Genomic DNA, 11,566 nt, shown 5'->3' on the forward strand with positions numbered 1-11,566 from the left:
CTTTACGGGCGCATAGTTCTATGTTGACAGTATGCAACCTAAAGAGGGGTCGTCAAGCCTTCCATCGGACGCCTGCAACCGGGTTCCGGGAGGGAGGTCGGCGGAAATTTCACGGCGGCGGCGAAAACAGGGCAGCTCATGAAGAAGATTTTGGTAATCGGAGAGATCCTTGTCGAGATCATGGCGGACAGTGAAGGTGAGGGGTTTCGGCAGCCACAGCCCCTGACGGGCCCCTTCCCTTCCGGCGCGCCGGCCATTTATGCCAGCCAGGCCGCCAGACTGGGACAGCCGGTTGCCATCATCTCGGCCGTTGGCGATGACGATTTCGGCCACCTCAATCTAGACCGGCTGAAGGGGGATGGCGTCGACATCTCAGGGGTCAGGATCGACAGCGAACGCCCGACCGGAAGCGCTTTTGTGCGGTATCGTACCGATGGATCACGGGATTTCGTATTCAATATCCAACACAGCGCCTGTGGGACATTGGATGCATCGGCACAGGCCCCGGAATTGATGGGCGCGGCCGATCATATCCACATCATGGGATCCTCGCTGTCCAGCCCAGCATTTGCCGATCTCAATCTTGCGGCGGCCGCGGCCATCAAAGCCAGGGGCGGCACGGTTTCCTTTGATCCCAATCTGCGCAAGGAAATGCTGGCTACCCCCGGGCTGGAGGTGGCTTTGAAACAAGCGCTCGATCTCACGGATCTCTTCCTGCCAAGCGGAGAAGAGCTTATGTTACTGACCGGGTCAATGGACGAGGACGCGGCCATCAATGAGCTGATTGCCGGCGGCGTGACCGCCATTGTCCACAAGAATGGTGCGGCCGGCGCCTGTTACCATGACGCGAATGATGCCATCGAGATACCGTCCTTTGCGGTTGATGAAATTGATCCTACCGGTGCCGGCGACAGTTTTTGTGGGGCCTTCACGGCGCATTGGCTTCGCGGCACGCCCCCCCGGCAGGCGCTGCAATATGCGGCAGCAGCCGGTGCCCTCGCCGTAACAAGGAGAGGCCCAATGGAAGGTGTGTTTGATCAACGGCGGCTTGATGAATTCGTGAATGAAAATCAGACTGGAATGGCGTCGAAATGACTTCTGTTACGCAGCTTATTGCCCGGCACCGCGCTGGACAGGTCGTTGGGCTTCCCTGTTTCTGCACCGCCAATGAATATGTGTTGCGGGCGGTTCTGGCCTACGCCGCCAAAACCGGCTTTCCGACCGTGATCGAAGCCACATGCAATCAGGTCAATCAGGATGGCGGATATACCGGCATGACACCGGATGAATTCGTCACTTGGGTGCATCAAATGGCTGCGGAGTGTGGTGTTCCAACAAGCCAGCTCATTCTCGGCGGTGATCATCTTGGGCCAAATCCCTGGAAATCTGAACCTGTTGAGAGCGCCATGGAAAAGGCGTGCGAGCTTGTCAGGCTCTATGTGGAGGCAGGTTTCACGAAGATCCATCTCGATGCCAGCATGGCCTGTGGCGGAGAGGCCAATCCAAGCTTTGAACAGATCGCCGACCGCTCTGCAGACCTGTGCGCCGTTGCCGAGGCGCATTCACCCTTTCCGGACAGGCTGGTCTATATCATCGGAACCGAGGTTCCCATCCCAGGCGGCGAAACCGAGGAACCCGCGACGCTTGATGTAACCCCTGTATCGAATTTCTTGCGAACCTTGCAGACCCACAAGGATGCCTGGTCGGCGCGCGGGCTGGATGCTGCCTGGCAGCGCATCATTTCGGTTGTAACGCAGCCTGGTGTGGATTTTGGACATACCTCCATCTATCCCTTTGCGCCGGAAAAGGCCCATCACCTTCGCGATGCCATTCGCGCTGTCGACAATCTGGTCTTCGAAGCCCATTCGACGGACTATCAGTCAACCGAAGCGTTGGCCGATCTGGTTGGCTGTCATTTTTTCTTTTTGAAGGTAGGGCCGGAGCTGACATTCAGATTTCGTGAGGCCATCTTTGCGCTGGCCACCCTGGAGGATCAGCTTTGCCCCGACAGCGCCTCGGGCATTCGCCGGGTCATAAACGAACAGATGGATACAAACCCTGAATATTGGCAGGATTATTACCGCGGCACCGATCAGGAAATCGATCTGTTGAAGACCTACAGCTACAGTGACCGTATTCGCTATTACTGGGCGATTGAGGATGTGTCCATTGCGCTGGACCTTCTGTTGGCCTCCCTCAGATCCGCAGGCATGCCGGAAACCCTTATATCCCAGGCCTTTATGGGTATGGAGTTCGGGGCGATGCCGGATGACCCTGCCTTGCTGATCACACAGCATGTGCAACGCTGTGTGAGGCGGTATTTCGAGGCGGCCGGATTTCGTGAAGGGATAGCCGATGCCTGAAACGGTCACCAGCAGCAAAATACTGGCGCAAAGGATTGTCGACCAGGCATCCGGCCACCGGTTGATTGTGGCGATTGCCGGCCCTCCCGGCAGTGGCAAATCAACCCTTGCCGACATTGTGAAGACCGAGATCGACGTCATCCATCCAAACGGCTGCGAGATCGTGCCAATGGACGGGTTTCATTATGACAATGCCATTCTGGATGAATGGGGCGTGCGGGCCCGCAAGGGCGCCCCGCACACCTTTGACGTGGGGGGACTTGCCGCAACGCTGAGCCGCCTGCGGGCTTTGCCCGCCGGTGATGTGGCCGTGCCTGTCTTCGACCGCCCCGCTGATCGCGCCTATGCCTCTGCACGCATGGTGCCCGCCGCATCACAGATCATTCTGGTAGAGGGAAATTATCTGCTTCTGGATGATCCTTCATGGCGCGAGCTTGAGGGGCTGTTCGATCTGTCCATCACCATACGCTGCAGATTTGAAACGCTGGCACAAAGGCTGCGCACACGCTGGCTGGATCTTGGCCTGTCAGAAGATGTGGCACAGTCGAAATGCGACACCAACGATCTGCCGAACTGCCGGCTGGTGATAGATCAGAGCCGCCCGGCAGACATCATCTTCGACGCCGGAATCTAGCATCGCGAAGACAGCTCCGGTCGGATCTATCTATTGATCACGCCATCATTCTTCGGCCCACCTTCCGGTGTTCAGGCAAGATTCCGATAAATCGGTGTGAGGACGGCTGAATGCACCAATTGCATAAGGCGGGCATTACGCCTTTCTGCAAAGCGGCAATGAACGCGCCTATACTGGCCCAATCCCGCGTGGCATCTTCAACAGGCACACCTATCTCGCGTTCCTTTGAATCAAACCAGCTAGAACCGCGTATCAGCGACGGTAGTGCGATGAAGCAGCCTGTCATAACCGTCATAGCCGCCGGTTGCCGCATGAAGAAGCGACCGGTTATCCCACATGACCAGCATGTTGGCGGACCATCTGTGGGAATAGAGTACCTCCTCGGCACTTTGATATTCATAGAACATCGCGAGCAACTGCTCACTTTCCTGTTGGTCAAACCCCACAAAGCCCTGGATATAGGCGGCCGATGAAAACAGCGCCTTTTGTCCCGTCTCATGATGTGTTCGCACAAAGGGATGCTGTGTTTGCCTGCTTGCTGATTCACTGGTGATGATATTCATCGACCGTCCTTTAGCCTTATCAGCCGCGCCGAATTTTCCATCGGGCGCGTAGCCTTTTTCGGCTGAATGGATTGCAACAAGCGAATCCGCCTGTTCGCGCAGGTTATCTGGCAGATTTTCATAAGCAGCCACCTGGTCAGCAAACAGGGTATTGCCGCCCGCAGGGGGTATTGTTATGCCAAAAAGGCACGTCCCGGCAGGCGGTACATCCAGAAAACTCCAGTCGGAATGCAGATTCTCTGCAAAGATAGGCGTTGTCTCATCCGCGTTACGCTGTATGGCAGCGATGTTTTCGTGGCCTTCAATAGGTCCAAGAAAGGGATCCTCTCCAAATTCACCAAAATACAGAGAAAACCGCTCCAGATCCCCGTCGCTCATCTGCTGATCGGGAAAGGCAATCACTTTGTGTTCAAGCCATAGACCGCGCAATTCTGCAACAAGATCAGACGACAGGTCCTTGGTCAGATCAACGCCGGTCACAAAGGCACCAAACGAAGCGTCGGTGTTTTCAATATGCAGCCCCACAATTCCCTCCCTATAAAACGGTTCGGATATTCCCATGCCACAAGATGTGGCTAACAGACCCTGTATTGCCGAACAAAATCCAGATCTGGCTCATAACCAAGGCCGGGCGCATGCCCAAGACATGCCCTTCCCCGTTCCTTGGACAAGAGGTCACCTACAAGCTCGCTTCTTAGTGGGTTGGCATCGGCCATCAACCCGAAGGAGGTCTGTACCGGCGTTTCCAGAGGATAACGACAGACGACAGCCTCCAGCCGCTCGATCCTGATCATGCCTTCAACTCCATCCTGTACTGGACGCAGTCATGCCGATTATACGCTTCTGCGAAGTAAATCAGACTGTTCGAACTATCGGTAATATAGCGTTTGACCCTGGCAACCGGATCACCCGGCAGAATTTTCAACGAGGCAGCAACCATATGGTCGGCTTTTTCGATCGTCAGCGTCTGCCAGACCCGCCCGATTTTCAGATCCACGCTTTCAAACAATACCGGCAATGCCAGCCTCTGGCGGAAGTCCGCCTCGTTCCTTCGGAACAACTCTTCCTCGATATGAAGCGTGATCAGACAATATCGCATACCGTCACGAACATGCGCCCGCTTGATAAAGAAATAGGATTTGCAAAGATTGAAATCCGATTCCGACAGGGCCGGCATGGCAACGCCTTCGTCAAGAGGCTCCTGCTCTGGACTGTCATCTTCATAAAGCCGGATCAGGTCACTCACTTTAGATTTGAGATCCAATGGCCGGACACCCACCTTGCCCGCCAATACCGAGGTGCCACGGCCACGTTCAGAACGGACCAAGCCATCCTGCCGCAGCAGATCAAGAGCCTGACGAATGGTCACCACAGACACACTGAAACGGGAGGCCAGGTCGGGAATTGGTGGCAAAAAGTCTCCGACCTTCCAGATGCCGTTGGCAAGCTGCGAGCGCAACACCTCATATGTCTGGTAATACAGCGGCAATGGCTGGGTTCGATCAAGGGCCAAGCCAACGTCCTTCATTTGAAAACCTCCCGGAGCAGAATAACCCATCCCGAATGACGGCTGCCCGCCCCGCCGGACCTCCCCTCGCGAGACCAAAGGGCTTGCCAGACCCGCCGACATAATATAAAGCTTATAACATAATAAATATAGAATGTTTAGGTTTTTCTCCATGAAGCCCATTGATGGCCCATTCACCCACATCATTGTTGGCGCCGGCTCGGCGGGCTGTCTTCTGGCAAACAGGCTGTCAGCCAGACCAGACAATAACGTCCTGCTGGTGGAGGCGGGCGGCTGGGATCAAGATTTCTGGCTGAAACTGCCGGTGGGATATTTCAGATCGATCAACAACCCATCGGTCTCACGTCATTTTGCCACCACGCCTTGCGAAGGCACCGCCGGCCGCTCGATCGACTGGCCCCGCGGCAAAGTGGTTGGAGGCTCAAGCAGCATCAATGGACTGATTTTCATTCGTGGCCAGAAAGACACCTTTGATGAGTGGGCGGCACTTGGAAATAACGGCTGGTCCTTCAATGAGGTGCTTCCCTATTTTCGGCGCCTCGAATCATTTGCCGGACCGCCGTCACAATATCATGGAAGCCATGGCGAGCTTCAGGTCTCACAGCTTCGCAACGATCATCCCTATTGCGAGGCCTGGTTGCGGTCAGCCAGCCAGTTTGGCCTGCCCCGCAATGGTGATTTCAATGGTGTCACCACACATGGCGTGGGTGCCTATCACCTCTCGATCGGACGCCGGTGGCGCAGCAGTGCGGCCAAGGCATTCCTCAAGCCGGCAATGAATCGGCAAAACCTCACGGTCATGACCAATGTGCTGGTAGAAAGAATCGTTATCTCTAATCGGCAGGCAAAAGGCATAAAGCTCCGCCACAATGGTGAAACAATGGAGATAATGGCACACCAGGAGGTCATTCTCAGTGCTGGCGCCATCCAGTCGCCGCAACTTCTGCAAATATCAGGTATTGGCCCAGGTAAATTACTGAAGAAACTGGGGATTCCAGTTATTGTCGACCGGCCCGCTGTTGGCGGCAATCTGCAGGATCACTATCAGATGCGAACCATCGTCAGGATGAAAACCACTAAATCGCTGAACAATCAGGTCCGCAACCCGATTTCCCTCGCAAAGATGGGGCTGGACTGGGTCATTCGGGGACGGGGGGCGCTGACAGTTGGCGCCGGCCAGGTTGGCGGCGGCGCCCGCACCGAACATGCGCCGACCGCTGCGCCTGACATCCAGTTCAATGTGATGCCGCTCTCGGTTGACAAACCCGGAGACCCCCTGCACCGCTATTCAGGATTCACCGCCGCGGTCTGGCAGTGTCACCCAGAGTCGCGTGGCCGGGTGGACATTGTCTCGAAAGACCCCGCTGCAGATCCAAGAATAGATCCGAATTACCTGGGCACCGAGCTTGATCAGAAAACCATTGTCGCCGGTATAAAGATGCTTCGCGATATCTATCAGCAGCCGGGTTTCCGCCATCTGTGGGATGTCGAGATGGTACCGGGACCGGACGTCAAGACCGACGACGAAATTCTTGATGCGGCACGGCAGGGTGGCGGCACGGTATATCACTGCACCGGCACCTGTCGCATGGGCGTTGACGAGGATGCGGTTGTCACGCCTGACCTTAAGGTACGCGGCATTGAGGGCTTGCGGGTTGTCGATGCATCTGTCATGCCGGTCATCACATCGGCAAACACCAACGCCCCCACCTATATGATCGCCGAAAAGGCTGCAGACATGATACTGTCCGCATCCTAGATTACAAAAACTGTCAAATTACTGCCTCTGTCCACCAGACCATAACAGGAGAGCCGAATGTCCTATCCAGATTTGAAGATGCTTATCGCCGGCGAATGGACCGACGGCAGTTCAGGCAAGAATGAACCGGTTATTTGTCCGGCAGATGGCAGCACCATAGGGACCCTGCCTCATGCCAGCCCGGCCGATCTTGATGCAGCTTTGCAGAGCAGCCTTGACGGGTTCAATGTCTGGCGAAAGATGACGCCGCACAGCCGCCAGGACATCATGGAAAAGGCAGCACGTCTACTCGATGAAAGGTTCGAGGATATCAGCGCCAATCTGACGCGTGAAATGGGCAAGCCGATCGGTGAATCCCGGATCGAGCTTCGCGTCGCGATCGATCTGTTGCGCTGGTATGCCGAGGAAGGAAAGCGGGTCTATGGCCGGATTATCCCATCACGCTTTCCGAACATGCAGCATGAGGCCCGAAAGGAACCAGTCGGGCCCGTGGTGGCCTTTGTTGCCTGGAATTTTCCAGCGACCAATACCATGCGCAAGGTGGCGGGCGCTCTGGCCGCCGGCTGTTCCATCACCATCAAGCCAAGCGAGGAAACCCCGGCAACGGCCATCGCCATTGGCCGTGCGCTGACGGATGCAGGCCTGCCTGCCGGTGTTCTGAATATCGTTTTTGGCGTGCCGCCGGAAGTCTCGGAGCATCTTCTCGCCTCCCCGATCCCGCGCAAGCTCAGCTTCACAGGAAGCGTTCCCGTTGGCATCCATCTGCAGCAACTGGCGGCGCGGAACATGATCCGCTGCACCATGGAACTTGGCGGTCATTCACCGGTGATGGTCTTTGAGGATTGCGACATTGAGGCGGCCGCAAAACTCTGCGCAGCCGGCAAGTTTCGCAATGCCGGGCAGGTCTGTATTTCACCGACACGGTTTTTTGTTCAGGAGAGTATCCATGACAGGTTCCTGGCCCTGTTCAAGGAACAGGTTGAGGCGGTAAAGGTTGGTGACGGCCTTGATGAGAATATGAATATGGGCCCGCTGGTGGCAGAACGCCGTATCGACATCATGGATGGATTTGTCTCGGATGCCGTCAGCAAGGGTGCCGAACTTCTGGTTGGCGGATCCCGCATCCAGAGCGAGGGAAGCTTCTTTGCTCCGACATTGCTTCAGGAGGTACCGGACACGGCAAGGATCATGAGCGAAGAGCCGTTTGGACCCATTGCGCCCACCGCCCGCTTCTCGTCACTTGAAGAGGTGATCGACAGGGCCAACAGCCTGCCGTTCGGACTGGCCGCCTATGCTTTTACCAGAAGTGCGAAAACTGCCGGTGTTCTGAAAAAGGAGATCGAAGCCGGCATGCTGGCCATCAATTCACTGCATGTGCATTCAGTGGAAACGCCTTTTGGTGGCCTGAAATTCAGCGGCTATGGACATGAAGGCGGCATCGAGGGCCTGGAAGTGTTTCTTGCCACCCGATATTCAAGCGAGATCTACAGCTAACCGAGGGGGTCCATGCCAACCCATCAAACCTACCGGCAAGGAAGGCATATTGATACCGGGGGCATGGACACCGATTCCGGCGTTATTTCTGGCGGAAAGCAGAGCTCGTAATCTTCCTGTATTTTGCATCAGCAAAAGGAAAGAAAGCATTTGCTTCTTCACCTTTTTTCAGACAGAGTTTTTTAGGCAATCGATTGTTCAAGTTTGTTGTGGAGGAGGTTAAAATGTACTCAATGTTCAAAAATGGTGCGGTGGCGCTGGCCGCGGTTGCGTCTCTGACCCTTGGTTCACAGTTGTCATTGGCCAAGGAACTGGTGAAGGCTCAAACCGCGAGTCCGGGAAGCGGAGCCTATGTGGCAACCGTTGCCTTCGACAAGGTGGCGACAGCACATACTGATTATCAGCTGCAGATCGACGCATCACAGACCCTGACCAAATCCATGATAGGACTTGCCGAGGGCAAGATCCTGATCGCGCCGATGCCGGTGGCCGCCGTGGGTCACATGCAGAACAAGCGCGCCATGTATTCGAAGATGGACAATGCCGCCGAGCTTGCCGCCAATCTGCGTTCGGTTTTCAGCTATGAGGCCGGCATCTATCACTTCCTGGCCCAGGGCGATCTTGGCCTGAAAACGCTGGCCGATGTGAAGGGTAAGAAAATATACCTTGGTCCCCCTTCAGGTGCCGCAAGCGCGACCTCTGTCAGAATTCTGAAAGCAGGTCTTGGATATGAGGATGGCGCTGACTACGAGGGGGTCAAGCTCGGCTGGCCACAGGGTGGCCAGGCTTTTGCAGATGGTCAAGTCGATGTTTATGCACGGCCAGCACCGACAGGAAGTTCCATTGTCCAGCAGTTTGGAAGCAACCGCACATTCACCCTTCTTGGCCTAAGCCAGGAACAGGTAGACCAGGCTGGAGGCAAGCTTGCCCTCAAGGGACAGAATGTCGCGGTCATCCCGCGCGGCACCTATTCCGGCCAGACCAACAGCGATGAAGATGTCCTGGGGTTGGCTTTCTGGCATGTAATGGGCGCATCCGCTTCGGCCGATGAGCAGATGATCTATGACATGACGAAAGCCATGTGGGAAAACATGGACGAATTCTATGCTGTTGCTCCAGTGCTGCGTTCAGTGACGAAGGACACGGTTTTCTCGCAGATGATCGCGCCTCTCCATGCCGGCGCATACAGATACTACAAGGAGGCCGGCTTTGATATTCCGGCCAACCTGATCCCGGCTGACGCAAAGTAAAACGCTTTCCTCCTGCCCGGCCCCAGGGCCGGGCAGGAGATTTATTTCAGTCTATTCCCGCTGGTTTCTTCTGCATCCGAGAGGTTTGTGAATCATGGCGCTTGTCCTTGGGGCCTTCAGCCTTGCAATTGCCAGTATCGCGATCTACGCGGCTGGCTTTGGCATCTTTAGCCAGAACGAATATGTGGCCACATGTCTTTTCCTGAGTGTAGGCATCTCATTCTTCCTGTTCCCGTCGACAAATCGGTGGATTGCCCAACACAAGCCGTTGAGGTTTTTGGTCGATGGTGCCCTGATGCTGATTGCCACCGCCGCACTCGTCAATTTCATCATGGTGCAGAATGAAATTGAAACCGGTTTCTACAGTCTGACCGGTCTTGATCATTGGCTTGGCGTGGTCGGCATATTGGTGCTGCTTGAATTTGCACGCCGGATCTGGGGACTGCCTCTTTTCATCATTGCCGCTCTCAGCGTTGTCTATCTGTTTGTAGGGCCCTATCTGCCGTCAATCTTCAAACATACCGGGTTCACGATTGAAGAACTTTCAGAGAGTATCTGGTACGGATATTCAGGCATCTTCGGAAATGTGACCCTCATTGTCATTAGCGTCGTCTGGATCTTTGTCGTTCTCGGAAACCTTCTCGAAGGCACCGGTGCCGGCAAGGCGTTGCTGAACATTTCGATGTTCCTGACCTCGCGGACACGGGGCGGCCCGGCACATGCAGCGATTGTCGCCTCCAGCCTGTTCGGCACGATGAGCGGCAGCACCGTAGCGAATGTCGTTGGCACAGGCACTTTCACAATCCCGCTTACCAAGGAGCGCGGTTTCAAGCCTGAATTTGCCGGCGGTATTGAGGCAACAGCCTCAAGCGGCGGTCAGATTGTTCCACCTATCATGGGTGCGGCTGCGTTCCTGATGGCAGAGCTGACAGAGATTTCCTATCTGACGATCGCCATCGCCGCGATTGTGCCGGCCTTCCTTTATTATCTGAGCCTTTTCATCAGTGTTGTCATTGAGGCCAAGAAGTCCAAGATCGAGGTCGATCAATCCAGAACATTCAGTGTGACACGTCAAACCATGCTCGATGCCTTGATGTTTGTCGCGCCTATTGTCGTCATTATCACTGTTCTGGTGATCGGCCGGTCCGCACCCAATGCAGGGTTCTTTGGCATCATAACGGCTTTCATTTTTGGCTTCATCAACCCCGAGCTTCGCAAGGACCCGCTTCGTATTCTGCGCAGCTTTCAAAAGGCTGGCGAGGCTGGCGGTAAACTGCTGGTCGCCATTGCAGCCATCGGTATCATTGTCGGCGTGGTGAATATGACCGGTGTCGGGCTACGGTTCGCCAATCTCATTCTGGGAGTGAGTGAGAACAGCCTGTTTCTTGCCCTGTTCTTCTCGATGCTCGGCGCTCTGGTTCTGGGCATGGGCATGCCGACATTGCCCGCCTATCTGATTATCGTGCTGATCATGGGGCCGGCCATCGAGAATTTCGATATCCCGCTCCTGCTGGCGCATCTGTTCATTTTCTATTACGGCGTAGCGTCTTCGATCACCCCACCGGTGGCACTGGCAGCTTATGCGGCGGCGCCGATCGCGGGCTCAAAACCGCTTGCCACAGCCGTGATGGCGATCCGCCTTGGGTTTGCAAAGTTTCTGATCCCCTTCATCTTTGTGTATTATCCCTGCATTATCTTCTCTGAATATTTTGATCTGCTCGACGCTGCAGTTGTCTTTCCGCGAGTGATCATGATGATCTGGCTTGTCAGTACCGCCCTCGCCAGATTTGACCAGAAACCGATGACAATCGTCGAAAGCCTGCTCCGCTTTGCGATCGGCATCGGCCTGCTATTTACCCTGCCGATAATCCATTGGGCGTGCTTTGTGGCCGGGGCCATCCTGATTGGCCGCTCGGCAGGCCTGTTCGGCGCCAGAGCCTCAGCAGCTTCCTGAAGGAACGAGACACAAAGGGTC

At 55.5% G+C, this 11,566-nt stretch carries 9 protein-coding genes; 7 read left to right on the forward strand and 2 right to left on the reverse strand.

Features of this window, described 5'->3' with window-relative positions; genetic code table 11:
* The first annotated feature begins 138 nt into the window (after window positions 1-138).
* The 3 genes from AB3X55_06275 to AB3X55_06285 are packed head-to-tail and all read left to right on the forward strand — an operon-like array spanning window position 139 to window position 2,997.
* On the forward strand, window positions 139-1,095 hold the full coding sequence (locus tag AB3X55_06275; protein MEX0503188.1) for a sugar kinase: 957 nt from the start codon (window positions 139-141) through the stop codon (window positions 1,093-1,095).
* The gene (locus AB3X55_06280) at window positions 1,092-2,363 is read left to right on the forward strand and encodes a class II D-tagatose-bisphosphate aldolase, non-catalytic subunit (GenBank protein MEX0503189.1); all 1,272 of its coding nucleotides are present in this window, start codon (window positions 1,092-1,094) and stop codon (window positions 2,361-2,363) included. Before AB3X55_06275 ends, AB3X55_06280 begins: the two co-directional genes overlap by 4 nt.
* On the forward strand, window positions 2,356-2,997 hold the full coding sequence (locus AB3X55_06285) for an AAA family ATPase (GenBank protein MEX0503190.1): 642 nt from the start codon (window positions 2,356-2,358) through the stop codon (window positions 2,995-2,997). Before AB3X55_06280 ends, AB3X55_06285 begins: the two co-directional genes overlap by 8 nt.
* Before the next feature lie 239 nt (window positions 2,998-3,236).
* Here AB3X55_06285 and AB3X55_06290 read toward each other — a convergent pair whose 3' ends face one another.
* Window positions 3,237-4,121, reverse strand: coding sequence for a TauD/TfdA dioxygenase family protein (locus tag AB3X55_06290; protein ID MEX0503191.1), 885 nt, complete (start codon window positions 4,119-4,121; stop codon window positions 3,237-3,239).
* A gap of 229 nt (window positions 4,122-4,350) precedes the next feature.
* Window positions 4,351-5,088, reverse strand: a complete 738-nt coding sequence (locus AB3X55_06295; protein ID MEX0503192.1) for a GntR family transcriptional regulator — start codon at window positions 5,086-5,088, stop codon at window positions 4,351-4,353.
* Window positions 5,089-5,239: 151 nt separating this feature from the next.
* Between AB3X55_06295 and AB3X55_06300 the strand changes: the two genes are divergently transcribed.
* The 4 genes from AB3X55_06300 to AB3X55_06315 all read left to right on the forward strand — a co-directional run bounded on the left by AB3X55_06300 (window position 5,240) and on the right by AB3X55_06315 (window position 11,545).
* On the forward strand, window positions 5,240-6,847 hold the full coding sequence (locus AB3X55_06300; protein ID MEX0503193.1) for a GMC family oxidoreductase: 1,608 nt from the start codon (window positions 5,240-5,242) through the stop codon (window positions 6,845-6,847).
* 57 nt (window positions 6,848-6,904) lie between these two features.
* On the forward strand, window positions 6,905-8,341 hold the full coding sequence (locus AB3X55_06305; GenBank protein MEX0503194.1) for an NAD-dependent succinate-semialdehyde dehydrogenase: 1,437 nt from the start codon (window positions 6,905-6,907) through the stop codon (window positions 8,339-8,341).
* 233 nt (window positions 8,342-8,574) lie between these two features.
* A complete protein-coding gene (locus AB3X55_06310; protein ID MEX0503195.1) occupies window positions 8,575-9,591 on the forward strand; it encodes a TAXI family TRAP transporter solute-binding subunit in 1,017 nt (338 codons plus the stop codon).
* 94 nt (window positions 9,592-9,685) lie between these two features.
* A complete protein-coding gene (locus AB3X55_06315; protein MEX0503196.1) occupies window positions 9,686-11,545 on the forward strand; it encodes a TRAP transporter permease in 1,860 nt (619 codons plus the stop codon).
* Window positions 11,546-11,566 lie beyond the last annotated feature (21 nt).

The organism is Alphaproteobacteria bacterium LSUCC0719, from assembly GCA_040839025.1.
Lineage (GTDB): Bacteria > Pseudomonadota > Alphaproteobacteria > Puniceispirillales > Puniceispirillaceae > UBA8309.

Bases quoted from the DNA above. Each gene is read 5' to 3' on its own strand.
- AB3X55_06275 (MEX0503188.1), top strand. From the start codon at position 139: ATGAAGAAGATTTTGGTAATCGGAGAGATCCTTGTCGAGATCATGGCG.
- AB3X55_06280 (MEX0503189.1), top strand. From the start codon at position 1,092: ATGACTTCTGTTACGCAGCTTATTGCCCGGCACCGCGCTGGACAGGTC.
- AB3X55_06285 (MEX0503190.1), top strand. From the start codon at position 2,356: ATGCCTGAAACGGTCACCAGCAGCAAAATACTGGCGCAAAGGATTGTC.
- AB3X55_06290 (MEX0503191.1), bottom strand. From the start codon at position 4,121: ATGGGAATATCCGAACCGTTTTATAGGGAGGGAATTGTGGGGCTGCAT.
- AB3X55_06295 (MEX0503192.1), bottom strand. From the start codon at position 5,088: ATGAAGGACGTTGGCTTGGCCCTTGATCGAACCCAGCCATTGCCGCTG.
- AB3X55_06300 (MEX0503193.1), top strand. From the start codon at position 5,240: ATGAAGCCCATTGATGGCCCATTCACCCACATCATTGTTGGCGCCGGC.
- AB3X55_06305 (MEX0503194.1), top strand. From the start codon at position 6,905: ATGTCCTATCCAGATTTGAAGATGCTTATCGCCGGCGAATGGACCGAC.
- AB3X55_06310 (MEX0503195.1), top strand. From the start codon at position 8,575: ATGTTCAAAAATGGTGCGGTGGCGCTGGCCGCGGTTGCGTCTCTGACC.
- AB3X55_06315 (MEX0503196.1), top strand. From the start codon at position 9,686: ATGGCGCTTGTCCTTGGGGCCTTCAGCCTTGCAATTGCCAGTATCGCG.